The organism is Dyadobacter beijingensis DSM 21582, from assembly GCF_000382205.1.
Classification (GTDB): domain Bacteria; phylum Bacteroidota; class Bacteroidia; order Cytophagales; family Spirosomataceae; genus Dyadobacter; species Dyadobacter beijingensis.
This window is the reverse complement of sequence record NZ_KB907787.1, coordinates 1,306,459-1,322,644: the sequence shown is the minus strand read 5'-3', so window position 1 is coordinate 1,322,644 and position 16,186 is coordinate 1,306,459. Positions and strand designations below refer to the sequence as shown.

The 16,186-nt window shown below is 50.3% G+C and carries 13 protein-coding genes; 6 read left to right on the top strand and 7 right to left on the bottom strand.

The genetic code is table 11. The annotated features are described in order from the left end of the window. Positions 1-111: 111 nt before the first annotated feature. The 4 genes from H144_RS0112705 to H144_RS0112690 all read left to right on the top strand — a co-directional run bounded on the left by H144_RS0112705 (position 112) and on the right by H144_RS0112690 (position 7,159). Positions 112-1,239: a Gfo/Idh/MocA family protein gene (locus tag H144_RS0112705; protein ID WP_026350654.1), complete on the top strand. Its 1,128-nt coding sequence runs from the start codon at positions 112-114 to the stop codon at positions 1,237-1,239. An 83-nt stretch (positions 1,240-1,322) separates the two neighbouring features. Then, positions 1,323-2,468, top strand: a complete 1,146-nt coding sequence (locus H144_RS0112700; protein WP_019942448.1) for a Gfo/Idh/MocA family protein — start codon at positions 1,323-1,325, stop codon at positions 2,466-2,468. A 152-nt stretch (positions 2,469-2,620) separates the two neighbouring features. Then, a complete protein-coding gene (locus H144_RS0112695; protein WP_019942447.1) occupies positions 2,621-3,673 on the top strand; it encodes a sugar phosphate isomerase/epimerase family protein in 1,053 nt (350 codons plus the stop codon). Between the two features lie 78 nt (positions 3,674-3,751). Next, a complete protein-coding gene (locus tag H144_RS0112690) occupies positions 3,752-7,159 on the top strand; it encodes a ThuA domain-containing protein (protein WP_019942446.1) in 3,408 nt (1,135 codons plus the stop codon). A gap of 77 nt (positions 7,160-7,236) precedes the next feature. Here H144_RS0112690 and H144_RS0112685 read toward each other — a convergent pair whose 3' ends face one another. The 5 genes from H144_RS0112685 to H144_RS0112665 form a co-directional block, all read right to left on the bottom strand. Continuing rightward, positions 7,237-8,952 (bottom strand): tail fiber domain-containing protein, encoded by a 1,716-nt coding sequence (locus H144_RS0112685; protein WP_019942445.1) that lies wholly within the window; start codon positions 8,950-8,952, stop codon positions 7,237-7,239. A 126-nt stretch (positions 8,953-9,078) separates the two neighbouring features. After that, complete coding sequence (locus H144_RS0112680) at positions 9,079-9,879, bottom strand: TIGR02757 family protein (protein WP_019942444.1); 801 nt, start codon at positions 9,877-9,879, stop codon at positions 9,079-9,081. Next, positions 9,866-10,078: a hypothetical protein gene (locus H144_RS0112675; protein ID WP_026350653.1), complete on the bottom strand. Its 213-nt coding sequence runs from the start codon at positions 10,076-10,078 to the stop codon at positions 9,866-9,868. Before H144_RS0112675 ends, H144_RS0112680 begins: the two co-directional genes overlap by 14 nt. A 19-nt stretch (positions 10,079-10,097) precedes the next feature. Further along, positions 10,098-11,093, bottom strand: a complete 996-nt coding sequence (locus H144_RS0112670) for a LysM peptidoglycan-binding domain-containing protein (protein ID WP_019942442.1) — start codon at positions 11,091-11,093, stop codon at positions 10,098-10,100. A gap of 3 nt (positions 11,094-11,096) precedes the next feature. Further along, positions 11,097-11,885 (bottom strand): DUF4905 domain-containing protein, encoded by a 789-nt coding sequence (locus H144_RS0112665; protein WP_019942441.1) that lies wholly within the window; start codon positions 11,883-11,885, stop codon positions 11,097-11,099. Positions 11,886-11,931: 46 nt separating this feature from the next. On the opposite strand from H144_RS0112665, the gene kdsB reads away from it, so the two are divergent. Both kdsB and porX read left to right on the top strand, forming a co-directional pair. After that, positions 11,932-12,675, top strand: coding sequence for a 3-deoxy-manno-octulosonate cytidylyltransferase (kdsB, locus tag H144_RS0112660; protein ID WP_026350652.1), 744 nt, complete (start codon positions 11,932-11,934; stop codon positions 12,673-12,675). 163 nt (positions 12,676-12,838) lie between these two features. Then, positions 12,839-14,404, top strand: coding sequence for a T9SS response regulator signal transducer PorX (gene porX, locus H144_RS0112655; RefSeq protein WP_019942439.1), 1,566 nt, complete (start codon positions 12,839-12,841; stop codon positions 14,402-14,404). A gap of 68 nt (positions 14,405-14,472) precedes the next feature. Here the strand turns inward: porX and H144_RS0112650 are convergent, their stop codons facing one another. Beyond that, positions 14,473-15,159, bottom strand: a complete 687-nt coding sequence (locus H144_RS0112650) for a cell division ATP-binding protein FtsE (protein WP_019942438.1) — start codon at positions 15,157-15,159, stop codon at positions 14,473-14,475. A 152-nt stretch (positions 15,160-15,311) separates the two neighbouring features. Next, the gene (gene fsa, locus H144_RS0112645) at positions 15,312-15,968 is read right to left on the bottom strand and encodes a fructose-6-phosphate aldolase (RefSeq protein WP_019942437.1); all 657 of its coding nucleotides are present in this window, start codon (positions 15,966-15,968) and stop codon (positions 15,312-15,314) included. Positions 15,969-16,186: the final 218 nt, after the last annotated feature.

Sequence of the window (16,186 nt, the reverse complement as noted above, 5' to 3'; positions counted from 1 at the left end):
TATGTCTTAAATTTATATTTGTGAGAAGTAAGAGTTTTTTACCCGACTCTTTCTTACTAATAAAATCTTTTCGAAAACCTTAAACCAACTGGAATGTCAAGAAAGATCAGAATGGGCATGGTAGGCGGCTCCCTGGATGCATTTATTGGTGGGGTCCATCGCCGTGCAGCGATCATGGATGGAGAAATTGAGCTGGTTTGCGGAGTGTTCAGCTCCGATCCCGCTAAGTCTAAGGAAACCGGAAAAGCGCTATACCTGCCTGAAAACAGGGTTTATAACGACTTTGAGGAGATGATCCTGAAAGAAAAGCAACTACCGGAAGGCGAACGCATGGATTTTGTTGCCATCGTTACCCCTAACCACGTACACGCCGCGCCTACGAAGCTGGCTTTGGAAAATGGCTTCCACGTCGTTTGTGATAAACCGATTACCCTCAATACCGAAGAAGCCGAAGAAATCGTCGCGCTGGTCGAAAAAACCGGGCTGGTTTTCTGCCTCACACACAACTATACCGGCTACCCGATGGTCAAAGAAGCCCGCCAGATGATCGCCTCGGGCGCCATTGGCGAAGTTAGAAAGGTCATTGTGGAATATCCGCAGGGCTGGCTCGCCACACTGGTGGAGGTAACCGGCAACAAACAGGCCGCCTGGCGCACCGATCCCAAACGTTCGGGAGCAGCGGGAGGCCTGGGCGACATTGGTACCCACGCCGAAAACCTGGCAGAATACGTCACCGGACTGAAAATCACCCAGATTTGCGCCGACCTTACAATATTTGTGGAGGGCCGTTTGCTGGATGACGACGCCAATATCCTGCTACGTTTCAACAACGGCGCCAAAGGTATCCTGCAAAACAGCCAGATCGCCAACGGGGAGGAGAACGACCTCAATATCCGCGTCTACGGCGAAACGGGCGGCCTCCAATGGAAGCAGATGGAGCCGAATACATTGATCCACAAAACCAACCAGGGCACACGCATCATCCGTACGGGTGTGGGCAACCTGTCCAAAGCCGCGCAGGTGCATACCCGTATCCCGGCCGGCCACCCCGAGGGCTACTTCGAAGCCTTCGCCAACCTCTACCGTAACTTCGCCATTCACGTGAGGGCTTACTGGGAAGGCAAAAAAGCCGATCCGGTGTACGACTTCCCGACCGCACAGGATGGTTTGAGAGGCATGAAGTTCATCGATGCCGTCATCGCTTCGAACAAGACGGAGACGAAATGGACCGATTTCTGATCCGGATACGCAGTCAATTCACCTACATCTCAATTTAACCCGCGAGAGCGGACTGTTTTTCACCAATCATTCCATACCCATTTATGAACAAAATCAAAGTTGGCGTTGTCGGTACCGGCTTCATTGGCCCCGCACATATTGAAGCACTGAGACGTCTTCCTAATGTAGAAGTTGCCGCACTTTGCGAAGTGACCGCAGAACTGGCCAAGGAAAAAGCTGACGCACTTGGCATTGCCCGTTCCTACACTTTCGATGAACTGTTAAAACAGGATGACATTCAGGCTATCCACATTTGCACGCCTAACTTTTTGCACTACTCACAGTCGAAGGCGGCATTGCTCGCCGGCAAACACGTGATTTGTGAAAAACCATTGGCCAAAGACCTCGCAGAAGCGGAAGAACTCGTTGAACTCGCTGCGAAAACCGGTCTGGTAAATGCCGTTCACTTCAACCTGCGCTATTACCCATTGGCCCGCCAGATGAAGTCAATGCGTGAAAAAGGCGAACTGGGCGAGATTTATTCGTTCATCGGTTCTTACCTGCAAGACTGGCTGTTTTACGAAACCGACTACAACTGGCGCCTCGAACCGGACAAATCCGGCGACTCACGCGCGATCGCGGACATCGGTTCCCACTTGATGGACATCCTGGAATACATTACCGGCTTGAAAACCGTTGCCGTTCTGGCGGACTTCAACACCGTTCACAAAACCCGCAAGAAGCCCTTGAAAGCCGTTGAGACTTACTCGGGCAAAATGCTGCAGCCGGAAGACTATGCCGATGTCCCCATCAATACCGAGGACCACGCCAACGTATTGCTCCGTTTCGATAATGGAAACAAGGGTGTGATCACCGTTTCGCAGGTTTCGGCAGGCCGTAAAAACCGCATGTCACTGGAAATTTCCGGTTCTAAAAAGACATTCAGCTGGTGCTCGGAATCCCCGAACGAAATGTGGATCGGTAACCGCGACAAGGCAAACGAAGTCCTCATGCGCGACCCGTCGCTCGTGAACGAGGACGTCCGCTCGACCATCACCTTCCCTGGCGGCCACAACGAAGGCTTCCCGGATACTTCGAAACAAATGTTCAAGGAAGTGTATGCCGCCATCGCAGCCGGTAAGCAACCGGAGAACCCGACATTCCCGACGTTTGCGGACGGCTACCGCGAGTTGCTGATTTGCGAGAAGATCCTGGAAAGCAACCGGGCTGAGGCTTGGGTAACAATTTAATTTTGAATGATTGAATGTGTTAAAGGTCGGGTGTTGTCAGGTATTGCTTTAATTAAATACTATCAATGACTACTTGACCACAAATGACAACTCTTGACTACAAATGACCACACCTGACAATTCGCGCATTCGATCACTAAACACAGATATCTATGAAAACAATAAAAGGACCCGGCATCTTCCTCGCTCAGTTTTTGGGCGATGAGGCTCCGTTCAACTCATTGGATACCATTGCCGATTACATGGCCGGGCTCGGCTATAAAGGTTTGCAGCTCCCTACCTGGGATCCGCGCGTGATCGACGTGAAACAGGCAGCGGAATCTCAGACCTATGCCGATGAGCTGAAAGGCAAACTGGCAGATAAAGGACTGGCAATTACCGAATTGGCTTCTCACATTATCGGCCAGCTGGTGGCTTCACACCCGGTTTATGACGAAATGTACGACGGTTTCGCCGTACCGGAAGTTCGAAACAACCCGAAAGCGCGTGCCGAATGGGCTACCCAGCATTTGAAATATGTAGCACAGGCAAGCCGTCGGCTTGGTCTGAAAGCCAGCGCGACATTCTCCGGCGCGCTGGCATGGCCTTTCCTTTACCCGTGGCCGCAGCGCCCTGCCGGCCTCGTTGAAACGGCATTCAAAGAATTGGCGACCCGCTGGAAGCCTATCCTGGATGTGTATGACGAAAACGGCGTGGATGTGGCCTACGAGCTGCACCCGGGCGAGGACCTCTTCGACGGTACTACTTTCGAAATGTTTGTTGACTACCTCGACGGCCACACCCGCGCGAATATCAACTACGATCCGAGCCATTTCGTGCTGCAGCAGCTGGATTACCTCCAGTTCATCGACTTGTATCACGACCGTATCAAGGCTTTCCACGTAAAAGACGCGGAGTTTAACCCAAGCGGTAAGCAAGGCGTTTACAGCGGCTTCGCAGGCTGGGCCGACCGCGCGGGACGTTTCCGTTCATTGGGAGACGGCCAGGTGGATTTCGGCGGGATTTTTTCCAAACTGTCGCAGTATGATTACGACAGCTGGGCGGTGCTGGAATGGGAATGCTGCATTAAGTCGCCCGTACAAGGCGCGGCGGAGGGTGCACCGTTCATCGAAAGCCACATCATCGAAGTAACGACAAAAGCATTCGACGATTTCGCAGGAACCGGTGCAGATGAGGCATTTAACCGCAAGGTTTTAGGTCTATAATTGTCGATCTTACAAGTATATTGAAAACCTGTCTTCCTTATGGAAGATAGGTTTTTCCATGTTAACCAAATCATCATAATGAGTGAATCCCCTTTTCAAAAAGTATTGAAACGTTTCAGGATCGCCGGGGTGGCGGCACTGGCCTGTTGCGGTCTGGTGGCTACGGCACAGACGGTGACGCCGGAAAAGCGCGTACTGGTATTCTCGAAAACAGCCGGGTTCCGGCATTCGTCAATCCCGGCAGGGAAAACTGCCATCCTGAAATTAGGTAGAGAAACCGGCTTCGCGGTGGATACTACCGAGAATGCGGCCGTCTTTACCAATAAAAACCTGCAAAAGTACGCAGCCGTTATATTCCTGAACACCACCGGTAATGTCCTGAACGACAAGCAGCAGGACGCATTTGAACGTTACATCCAGGCGGGCGGCGGCTACGTGGGCGTCCACGCCGCCACCGACACCGAATATGACTGGCCATGGTATAACAAACTCGCCGGCGCGCAATTCCTGAGCCATCCGGGCAATCCGAATGTGCAGGAAGGCGAAGCATTTGTCGTGAACGATCAGCATCCCTCGATGGATGGTTTTCCAAAAAAATGGAAGATCAAGGATGAATTTTACGACTTCAAGAACTTCAACGACAAGGTAACTGTCCTCGTAAAAATCGACGAGAAAACCTACAAGGATGGTAAAATGGGCGATAACCACCCGATGTCGTGGTACCACGAGTTCGACGGGGGCCGTGCATTTTATACCAATTTCGGGCACGAAGATGCAACTTTCGTAAACCCGGTTTTTGTGAAACACTTCACAGGCGGACTCAACTGGGCCATGGCTTCTAAGCTGGATTATGCCAAATCACGTCCGGAAGAAAACCGGTTTACTAAAAAAGTATTGGCTACCAAACTTGACGAACCTACCGAATTGGTCGTCCTGGATGATCAACGGGTGCTTTTTACCGAGCGTAAGGGAAAGGTAAAGTTGTTCAATCCCAAAACCGGGAAGGTCAAGATCGTGGGTGAAGTTCCTGTGTACACCAAACAGGAATATGGCCTCATGGGCCTGAATATCGACCCGAACTTCAAGACGAACAAGCTGATTTACATGTACTATTCGCCGCCTTCGACGGAAAAAGATACGGCGCAGCATTTGTCGAGATTTAAATATGATGATGTGAAGGACACCGTGCTGTTGAGCACCGAAGAAGTGCTTCTGACAGTTCCCGTAAAGCGTACCGACTGCTGCCATACCGGCGGCTCCATCGCCTGGGATGCGAAAGGCAATCTTTACCTGTCTACCGGTGACGACGTGAACCCGTTCCAGTCGAACGGTTACGGGCCTATCGACGAGCGTCCGGGCCGTGAGGGCTGGGATGGGCAGCATACTTCCTCGAATACCAACTCGTTGAGAGGAAAGGTATTGCGCATTAAGCCGCGCTACGGAGACCGTCGTGCGAATATGCCAGGCGGTACCAACCTGTACGACATTCCCGAAGGCAACCTCTTTCCTCCCGGAACCGACAAAACGCGTCCTGAAATTTATGTAATGGGTACCCGTAACCCATACCGCATTTCGGTAGACCAGCACACGGGCTATTTGTATTGGGGCGATGTGGGTCCGGACGCATCCAACGACGATCCGAAACGTGGCCCGAGAGGTTATGATGAGGTTAATCAGGCAAGAAAAGCAGGCTATTTCGGCTATCCGCTGTTTATTGGAAACAACAGGCCTTATATCGATTTCAACTTCGCCGACAGTACTTCCGGCAAACCGTTCGATCCTTTGAAACCGATCAATAACTCCCCGCATAATACCGGTATTCAGGAACTACCGCCTGCTCAGCCGGCATTCATCTACTATCCGTATGCCGATTCGCCGGAATTCGGCGCCATCGTGGGTAAGGGCGGACGTAACGCCATGGCCGGACCGGTTTACTACTCGGACGATTTTCAGGATAGCAAAGTTAAATTCCCTTCGTATTACAATGGCAAATTCTTCGCCTACGACTGGATTCGCGACTACATCAATATCGTTACCATGAACGAGAAAGGCGACCTGCAAAGCATCGAACGCTTTATGCCGGACACCAAGTTCAGCCACCCGATCGACATGCAGTTTGCCAAAGATGGTTCATTGTATACATTGGAATACGGCCCGAACTGGTTTGCCCAAAATGACGAAGCCAGCCTCTCGCATATCACATTCAATGCCGGTAACCGCGTTCCGGTTGCCATTGCCAGCGCGACGAACACAACGGGTGCCACACCATTGAAGGTGAATTTCTCATCGAAAGGCTCCATGGACCACGATGGCGACCCAATCAAATATGAGTGGTCTTTCGGCAAAGGTCTGCCGAAAAGTACGCTGGCTAACCCAAGCTTCACGTACGCTAAACCAGGAGAATACACTGCTACCCTAAAAGTCACCGACAATGCGGGTAACTCCAACACTTCGGAGGTGATCGTGCGCGTGGGTAACGCTATTCCAAAAGTAGACGTGGCGATTAAAGGCAATAAGACTTTCTATTGGAACGATAAGCCTGTGAATTACGAAGTTTCCGTTTCAGATAAGGAAGATGGTAGCCTTGCTAACAAAAAAATCCCGGAAGACGAGGTGGTACTGACCATTAACTATCTCGAAGGTTTCGATAAAACCCAGCTCGCGCAAGGTCACCAGGCCAATACCGGCTTTGAAACCGGTAAACGCATGATCGAGCTGAGCGACTGTAAAGCTTGCCATTCGATCGATAAAAAATCGATCGGTCCTGCGTACCGCGAAGTTGCCAAGAAATACAAAAGCGAGCGCAATTCGTTGAAGACGCTTACCGACAAGGTACTGAAAGGCGGAAGCGGCGTTTGGGGCGAGCAGGCAATGCCCGGTCACCCGCAGCACAAGCCTGAGGAAGTGGAAGAAATGGTGAAATACATTCTCGGCCTGGCAAATGAAAAGGCTGTGGACAAAAAACCGCTGAAAAGCGCATACGTGACACAAGCTAAAAAGAAAGATGGTTCGTACATCTTCACAGCCAGCTACACCGACAAAGGTAACGGCAATATGGGCCCATTGACGGGAAGTAAAACCGTGGCATTACGCCCGGCTACCCTGCTAGCCAACACGGCCGACACAACCAGAAATACCTTTAAGTACAAGGGTGAAAATGGTAATGAAATGGTAATCGGCATGAAAGACGGCGGCTTCATCGCCTTCGACGAGATCGACCTGACCGAAATTTCGAAGCTCTCTGTCTCGGTAGGAAGCAATGCAGGTCGCTCCGCGGGCGGCATCCTGGAAGTACGCCTCGATGGTGTTGCCGGAGCTAAAATCGGCGAAGGCAAAGTCGATAAGACGGAAACCATCAGCATCCCGGTGAAAGCCCCGGCCGATGGGAAGTTGCATAAGGTGTATTTTGTATTTAAAAACGCCGAAGCAGGCAACAAGCCGCTGTTCTCGATTGAATCGGTGCGGTTTGAGAATACTGTGTTGTGAAAGTGATTTTTTAGTAAAATGATAAAAGCGGGCTCCTTGACGGGAGCCCGCTTTTACATTCCTAATGGGTAACAAATTTACTTCTGAACCACCATTTTCTTCACACCGTTGCTTTTTCCGTCGGTTATCAGGTCATACAGAAAAACCCCGTTTTGAAAATCCGATGCTGAAATTGTCAGTTCTCCCTCTCCCCTTTCCTTTAACGGATAGGAGTTCACCTTAATACCATTTACAGAATATACCTCAACGGACGCCTCCTTCACAGATTGCGGAATAAAGAATCTGATCGACGAGTTTTTTGAAAACCCATTCGGCGCATTTTGTTCGAGAACCACTCCATTCGCATTCGGTTCAACGCGCGCAGCGTTGCCAGTCAACGGCTTTGCGGTATTGGATGCCACGACCTGCTCTAACTGTTCGAGTCGCTTCGACAATGCGGCGACTTGCGCATTCATTTCTTTCAATTCCGCATCCTTTCGCTCGATTACCTGCTGCTGTTCTTTCACCGAGTTGATCAGAATATAAGTCACCGCATTGGCGTCATAATCCAGGTATTCTGTTTTGTTTCCCAATGAATCCTGGTGCGTGAATGAACCGACTGTGTAGGGCGCTATTTTCTGCATTTCCTGTGCGATAATGCCGACAAATTGTTTGCTACCCGTTTCAATGCCTGCCTGGCCGTTGTATTGGAATCGGACGGGGTGGATTTGTTTGAGAACGTCCAGACCATCATTAAACTCGGTAATGTTCTGTTTGAGGCGCCTGTCGGAAGCTACCGTCCAAAGTGCGGAGCCGGGTTTGGCCGCGGCATCGGTGCTTAAATGTAATTGGAAAGATGGTGCGGATATGCCGATGCCTACGCTGGCTTTCTGCCCCAAAACAAGGCTATTGCTAGCAGTTACTTTTGCGGAAGCACCTATGGCTGTCGCATTGGTCAGGTTAGAATCGCCGCTGGCATTGTAACCCACGTAGGTATTTCTTTTTCCACTGGTATTGCTCTCCCCCGCATGAAAACCTAAAAATGTATTGCCTTGCCCACCCGTGTTAAAATATCCCGACCAATTACCTAGAAATACGTTGTCAGAGCCAGTCTGGTTGAAGAAGCCCGCCCGTGCCCCGACATAAGTATTACGGTACCCGACGGCACCGCTATATCCCGCATAATCCCCCAAAAAAGTGTTTTCAAATCCCGAGGTATTGCTGTAACCGGCATGGCTTCCGGTAAAGACATTAAAATCGCCCTTGTTATTCGTACCGGAAGCAAAGCCGATGATGACGTTTTCACTACCACTGTTTGCCTCGCCTGCCTGCGTACCCACAAAGACATTGTAATTTCCGCTGGTCCCCAGATAGTTAGCTAGGGCCCCTATCGCACAGTTGCTTCCTCCTTGTGTATTTAAAGCCGCCGCCTGAAAGCCTAGGTAAACATTGAGCCCGCCAATCTGATTGCTCCCACCCGCCTCTCTACCCAAAAACACATTCTGAAAACCCGTAGTATTAGACTTACCGGCAAGACTTCCGACAAAAGTGTTGTCAATTCCACCGACATTTAATCCGCCCGATTTGTAGCCAACAAAAGTGTTGTCATTCGCTACCCCATTATTCGCCCCGGCCTCCTGCCCGATAAACGTATTGGACGGCCCCGTACTCACTTTCCCCGCATCCACGCCAAAATGCGAATGAAACTGCCCTTGTGTACCTGCCCCGACGCCGTAATGTGTCTGGGCCGAAACGAACTGTGATATCATGCAACCCATCACGGCAAGCGCCGCCTTCCTGTAATTTTTGAACATAACACGACTGATTAGAGTGAAACGTTTACAAGCGACCGCTTGTAACAATCACAAATGTGAATTGCGACAGGCATGATCATCCAAAGCCTTACACTAATGGCCGTGCTGCGTTTTTTTCCGGTATTCTTAATTCGCAAACCCTTCTATCCCCAACCCAAACAATGCAAAGTCATACTTCACAGGGTCATTAGGATCGAGCAGACGCAAAGAGGCAGTAAGCTCGGTAGCCGTTTGCCAGTCGGTGGTGGGGCGTTTGATCAGGCCCAGGACGCGCGCGACCCGGTCGACGTGAACATCGCAGGGGCATACGAGCTGGGCCGGGCGGATCGTGTTCCAGATGCCGAAGTCGACGCCGTGGTCGTCTTTGCGGACCATCCAGCGAAGGAACATGTTCAGGCGCTTGCAGGAGGACTTGCGTGCAGGCGTCGCGATGTGCTTGCGCGTGCGTGCGGGAAAATTTTCGGAGTTGGAAAACAGGTCGTGGAAGCCGGTAAGGCCGGTCTCAATGGTAACCTCCTGCTGTGTCATATGGCTGCTGAATGCGAATTCCAGCGAGTCGTGGATTTTGTAGTATTCCTGAAAGAAATGCAGGAAATAGAGGGTATCGGTCGCGTTGAAAGTCCGGTGTTTGAAATGCAGGAAAGGTTTAAGATCACTTTCGTGGTGGTTCCTGACGAAGTCGTAAGGCGCATTGTCCATCAATGCGGCCAATTCCAGGCATTTGTTGATAATGGTTTTCCGCTGGCCCCAGGCTAGTACTGCGGCCCAGAAACCCATGATTTCAATGTCCTGTTTGATGGAAAACCGGTGCGGAATGCTGATCGGATCGAAAGGAATAAAGTCCGGCCGGTTGTATTGTGCCACCTTTTCGTCCAGCAGTTCGGCAACGTAGGACGGCGGGTAGGCGGTAAAGTCAGCGTCTGGCATGGCTACCTCCAAACAGGTAAGCCAGCACACGTGAAATACCTGAAAAAATCATCACGATCCCCGAAAACAGGAATGTAAAAACGGCAATAAACGGATACAGCAGCGTGAACATCACACTCCATACCTTGTATCCTGCCGTGTTTTTGAGCGCTTCCCGCTCCTCTTCTCTCTTGGAGCGAAACTGTGGTGCGTGTTTCATAATATTCGTTATACCGCTGTTATTCAAGATAACTCACTACGGCGCGGAATCGTTTGCTGTTGGGGGAAACTTTTTCAAATGCGCGCGACGAAAGTTTGATCACAATGTCGTCATTCACGCTGGTGTCGGGAATGCGGCCGATAATGCGGACGATGATTTTCTCCTGGTTATACTCGTTCAAAACCTCTACCAGCGACCCGATCGGAGCGGTACGGTGAAGGCCGAGGAATTTGCTGGTACTTTCGTCCGTTTCGATCACTTCCGCCAGGCCCGATTCCGATTTCTTCTTGCTTTTCACCACTTTCGGCGGCGCCACCTCTTCTACCGGCTTTACCACCTTTTCTGCCACAGCGGTTTTTGCTTTTACGGAATCTTTCACCACCGTCGTAGCTACTTTTGGGGCGGGCGGCGTCGCGGCTGGCGCGGCAGCTTTTTCAGCACCTTTTTCACTGACAATCAGCTCCTGGCCGTCTTTCAGGTTATCATCTGTGAGGTTGTTCCATTTGCGGAGATCGGCCATGAGAACGCCGTATTTCACGGCCACGCGGTACAATGTCTGGCCCGGCTCTACCTTATGAATACCGTTCGAAGGCAGCGGGGCGGGAGGGCCGGATGGTGCGGCGGTGCTGGTGACGACCGGGGCAGCAGGCGTATCGGCTACGGGTTTTGTTTCCTTCACCTCAGCCTTTACAAGCTCCTTCTTTTCTTCCTTTTTATCTTCTTTTTTGGAATCCTTTTTGGCGGTCTTGGGGGTGTAAGGCACACGGATCGTCTGTCCCGACTGGATCTGGTCGCTCATACCGGGATTGGCCTCGCGCAATGCGTGAATGGTGGTGCCATATTGCCGTACGACGGCGAACATGGTTTGTCCCTGGTTAACCTTATGCAAAACGAAGATCTTCCCTCCTACCTTTTCAACTCCGACGGAGTCAACAGCATTCAATCCCTTAGCCCGGGCACTCGTCAAACCTGTCATCAATCCTGCCAAAAGGGCCAGGCAAAAAATGTATTTCATTTATTATGAAAGCGTTAAACTCGAAAACTCGTTGCTATTTTTCAGATAAACCAGTGTGGACGCTTTCAGCATCATCGTCGAGCGGCCTGTTCCTTCCCGCTCTTCCGATAGTTTCTCGTGTAAAACCTGTTGCTTGTGATCGGTTACTATGAGGAGGTATTGCACTGTTTTATCTTGCTCGTAAATATAATAAGAAAAGATTATATAGGGTCTTTTCTCCAAATAATCAATGGCTACCGGCATATGCCCGCCCGTCGCATCGACAATAAATTGCGCGAGCCGTTCGAAATACATATTCTCCTCCCTGTAACGAACGGGCTCCTTTAAAATTACTTCTGTACCGGATTCTGACGCATGCTCTTTCAATGGCGACAACTTGCCGGTTACTGCATCGCAATGCGCGTGTTTGAAACGGTCGCCTTGCTTTGTTGCCACTTCCAGCACGTTATCATGAATGCTTTTGACAAGCACATAATCAGGCAAAAACCAGGATATTATCCCCGTTTCTGCATCCACAGCCATCAAATCCGTCGGTTCGGGAATTTCAGGGTTCCTGTAATTATGCAGGTAAATGCGGTTATGCGAGAAAGCGGTCAGCAATGTCCACCAATCCGTGCCTTCCAGCGCGCGGTGCCATTTCAATGTCTGTGAATGCAAATCGACGATCGCAAACGATACCTCCCTCGTCTCCGCATTGCGTAACTCGATGACCCACAACGCACTTTTCGGATCGGCATCGGGCATTACCCGCCAGATGTTTTCCGAAAACCGGAACGAAAACAGATTTTGCAATTTTTTACCTTTATTTTGAATTCCAATTTAAACTGACAACGACCTCGTGCGCATTTTAGGAATAATACCCGCCCGCTACGCTTCTACCCGCTTTCCTGCAAAAGCTTTGGTGGATATCGGCGGCAAAAGCATGATCCAGCGGGTTTACGAACAAGCATCCAAAGCTACGCAACTCGGCCAGGTTATCGTAGCGACGGACGACGAAAGAATATTCAACCACGTCGAAGAGTTCGGCGGAAAGGCGGTTATGACCTCCGAGGACCATCAGAGCGGCACCGATCGCTGCTATGAAGCGCTTTCCAAAACCGACGGCGGATACGACTACGTGATCAACATCCAGGGCGACGAGCCGTTCATCAGCCCGGAGCCGATCGACCATCTGGCATCCGTCCTGAATGGTGATACCGAGCTCGCCACATTGGTAAAAGTGATCGATAATGACGAGATCCTTTTCAATGTAAATGTACCAAAGGCCGTTCTCAACAAGCGTGGGGAAGTAATGTATTTCAGCCGGCAAACCATTCCTTACCTGCGGAATGCCCAAAGCCAGGACGAATTCCTGAAATCGCACGTTTTTTATAAGCATATCGGCATTTATGCCTACCGCACCGATGTGCTGGCCGAGATTACGAAGCTGCCGGTGTCGTCACTGGAAAAAGCGGAAGCATTGGAACAGCTGCGCTGGCTGGAAAACGGCTATGCGATCCGCGCGGTAATCACCTCCGACGACTCACACGGCGTGGATACGCCCGACGACCTGGCCCGGGTAACGAGAAAATTTTTGCACTAGGCAGCCATTGTGGAATGCATTTTTTACGGGGAAGGTTAACGTATAAGGATTAGCCGTATATTTCTTAAAAAACGTTAAAACCGTTTTACGTATACGACCCGCTTCTTCCGACGCGTTAGCCTTTTATTGTTTTAGTTAATTACCACTTTTGAAAAACAGTCCTATGCAATATAACATCCTGTGGGCCGATGACGAAATAGATCTTCTCAAACCGCATATCATGTTCCTTACCAATAAAGGTTATAATGTGACGCCCGTCAACAGCGGCGCGGATGCATTGGACCGCATTGAGAATGACCGGTTTGACATTGTGTTCCTCGACGAAATGATGCCCGGTATGACCGGCCTCGAAACCCTCGCGCAAATCAAGCAACAGCAGCCGAACCTGCCCGTGGTGATGATCACCAAGAGCGAGGAAGAGCACATTATGGAGGATGCAATCGGCTCCAAAATAGACGATTACCTCATCAAACCCCTGAATCCAAATCAGATATTACTTTCGGTTAAAAAGATATTGGACAACAAACGTCTGGTAACCGAAAAAACCACCCTTAGCTACCAGCAGGAATTCCGCAGCCTGGCCATGCAGTATCAGGACCGCATCGGTCACGAGGAGTGGGCGGATATTTACAAAAAACTCATTTATTGGGAGCTGGAACTCGAAAGCTCCGACGACCAGGGAATGGCCGAGGTTTTCAGCATGCAGAAAAGCGAAGCCAACGCGAATTTCTGCAAATTCATTGAGGATGAATATGAAGAATGGCTGAACGACCCGCGTTCCGACAAGCCCATTCTGTCGCACCAATTGATGAAACAGAAGGTGTTCCCGCATTTGAAAGGATCCAGCGATCCGGTTTTCTTCCTGCTCATCGACAACTTCCGGTACGATCAATGGAAGATGATCCAGCCGATTTTACAGGAGTATTTCAATATCGAGGAAGAGTCATCCTACTATTCCATTCTGCCGACAACCACCGGCTATGCGCGTAATGCGATCTTCTCCGGCCTGATGCCAAGCGAAATGGAGCGCAAGCATCCGCAATGGTGGGTAAGCGACGAAAATACCCCGGAAGGGGAAGAAGGGCTCAATAACCACGAACAGGACTTCTTACAGAAACAACTGGAAATGAACCACTTGAATATCAAGTTTTCATACAACAAGATATTGAACACGAACCAGGGCAAAGCGCTGGTGGACACATTCAACAACCTGCTGACCAACCAGCTGAATGTGATTGTCTACAACTTTGTGGATATGCTTTCCCACGCGCGTACGGACGTCCAGATGATCAAGGAGCTCGCGCCTGACGAAGCTGCTTACCGTTCGATTACCCGCTCGTGGTTCCAGCATTCGCCGCTACTGGACTTCATCCGAAAGGTAGCCGAGAAAAAAGGCCGCCTCATCCTGACGACCGACCACGGTATGATCCGTGTGCAAAAACCGGTCAAAATCATCGGATACCGCGAAACGAATACGAATCTCCGTTACAAACACGGCAAAAACCTCGGCTTCGACGACAACCATTTGATGGTATGCCGCAAGCCCGAGCGCATTTTCCTGCCGAAACCGCACGTTTCGACATCTTATGTGTTCACGAAAGAGGATTACTTCTTCGCCTACCCGAACAATTACAACCAATACGTCAACCTCTACCGGGACACCTTCCAGCACGGCGGCGTGTCGCTCGAAGAGATGATCATACCGGTGATCGATATGAAAGCGAAATAGGCAGTTTAGATATGCAAAAAGGGCGTCTGAGTTGATCAGACGCCCTTTTTGTTTTGGCTTATATCATATCAGTTGTCCGTCACCGTAATGCCTCCGTTCTCGCATTTGATCACGCGTGCGGGAAAGCGTTTCAGAAAGTCGTGGTTGTGCGTGGCCATTAATATCGCTGTACCTGCATTGTTGATCGTCCGGAAAACCTGCATGATCTGGTCGCCTACTTCCGGATCGAGGTTACCGGTTGGCTCGTCGGCAATGAGGATCTGCGGTTCGTTCAGCATGGCGCGGGCGATGACGACGCGCTGCTGCTCACCGCCGGAAAGCTGGTGCGGCATTCGCTTCTGAGCGGTTCCGAGACCTACCTGCATGAGCACTTCGGCAATGCGTTTGGAAATTTTACCCTTGTCTTCCCAGCCCGTCGCACGCAGCACGAATGCGAGGTTATCCTCCACGGAACGGTCGGATAGCAATTGAAAATCCTGGAATACAATGCCTATGCGGCGGCGCAGGAACGGGATATCGGCCCTTTTAATGTTGTGCAGCTCATAACCGGCCACTTTGGCAGAACCGGTATGCAGCCATAAATCGGCGTATAGTGTTTTTAAAAGCGAACTTTTACCACTACCGGTGCGCCCGATAAGGTAGACGAATTCGCCCTTGTTGATCTCGAAGTGAACGTCGTTCAAAACGGGCCTCTCACCCTGATAAATATCTGCCCTTTCCAGTCTGATTATTGGCTCCGTCGAATCGGTGGTCATAATTGTGCTAATGAGAATGTTGAGCTAATGATGCTCTGGTAGAATAGTGCGGGGAGATTAATGTCATCCTGAGCGAAGTCGGAGGATAATGGCGTGATGCCCCCGGCATCATGCATTGCACTTCGACTCCGCTCAGTGTGACATGTCAATGTTTAAGCATTACCCTTTTTGTAATCAGAAAGGAATTTCTCCAGACCGATATCTGTCAATGGGTGTTTCAGCAATGCTTCGATCGCGCTCAATGGGCCGGTCATCACGTCCGAACCTACCTCTGCGCATTGGATAATGTGCATCGGGTGACGAACTGACGCTGCCAATACCTGCGTATCGAAACCGTAGTTTCTGTAAATAGTCAGGATTTGCTCGATCAGACCGATACCGTCGGTTGAGATATCGTCCAGACGTCCCACGAATGGCGAAACGTAGGTAGCACCTGCTTTCGCAGCCACGAGCGCCTGTCCTGCCGAGAAAATCAGCGTACAGTTGGTACGGATGCCTTTTGAAGAGAAATATTTCAAAGCCTTGATACCTTCCTTGATCATCGGGATTTTCACCACGATTTTCTCGTCGATCTCTACCAGCTCCTCGCCTTCGCGAACCATTCCTTCGAAATCAACCGAGATCACTTCCGCACTTACATCACCATCCACGATGTCGCAGATAGCCTTGTAGTGACGCATTATATTATCCTTACCTGTAATTCCTTCTTTCGCCATCAGGGATGGGTTGGTGGTCACACCGTCCAAAACACCAAGTGCCTGCGCTTCCCGAATTTCATCCAGGTTCGCAGTATCAATGAAAAATTTCATATTGAAAATTTATTGGTTAGAATATTCCACAAAAGTAGAAAACCCTGAACAAAAGCAAAAAGAAAAGAAAGACGGATAAACCCGAGGCGAAGAAATAAAAAAAGGCAAACCGAGAATCTCACCGCATCGACCATCTACCCTTGCTTCCGTCAGGACCTGGGGGATTCGAAAGGAGCTGGTAGTTCCGATTTGCCGCTGCAAAGATAACGACATTTTAT

What these genes read in the sequence shown, in the direction of transcription:
- H144_RS0112705 (WP_026350654.1), top strand. Translation starts at nt 112, where the DNA reads ATGGGCATGGTAGGCGGCTCCCTGGATGCATTTATTGGTGGGGTCCAT.
- H144_RS0112700 (WP_019942448.1), top strand. Translation starts at nt 1,323, where the DNA reads ATGAACAAAATCAAAGTTGGCGTTGTCGGTACCGGCTTCATTGGCCCC.
- H144_RS0112695 (WP_019942447.1), top strand. Translation starts at nt 2,621, where the DNA reads ATGAAAACAATAAAAGGACCCGGCATCTTCCTCGCTCAGTTTTTGGGC.
- H144_RS0112690 (WP_019942446.1), top strand. Translation starts at nt 3,752, where the DNA reads ATGAGTGAATCCCCTTTTCAAAAAGTATTGAAACGTTTCAGGATCGCC.
- H144_RS0112685 (WP_019942445.1), bottom strand. Translation starts at nt 8,952, where the DNA reads ATGTTCAAAAATTACAGGAAGGCGGCGCTTGCCGTGATGGGTTGCATG.
- H144_RS0112680 (WP_019942444.1), bottom strand. Translation starts at nt 9,879, where the DNA reads ATGCCAGACGCTGACTTTACCGCCTACCCGCCGTCCTACGTTGCCGAA.
- H144_RS0112675 (WP_026350653.1), bottom strand. Translation starts at nt 10,078, where the DNA reads ATGAAACACGCACCACAGTTTCGCTCCAAGAGAGAAGAGGAGCGGGAA.
- H144_RS0112670 (WP_019942442.1), bottom strand. Translation starts at nt 11,093, where the DNA reads ATGAAATACATTTTTTGCCTGGCCCTTTTGGCAGGATTGATGACAGGT.
- porX (WP_019942439.1), top strand. Translation starts at nt 12,839, where the DNA reads ATGCAATATAACATCCTGTGGGCCGATGACGAAATAGATCTTCTCAAA.
- H144_RS0112650 (WP_019942438.1), bottom strand. Translation starts at nt 15,159, where the DNA reads ATGACCACCGATTCGACGGAGCCAATAATCAGACTGGAAAGGGCAGAT.
- fsa (WP_019942437.1), bottom strand. Translation starts at nt 15,968, where the DNA reads ATGAAATTTTTCATTGATACTGCGAACCTGGATGAAATTCGGGAAGCG.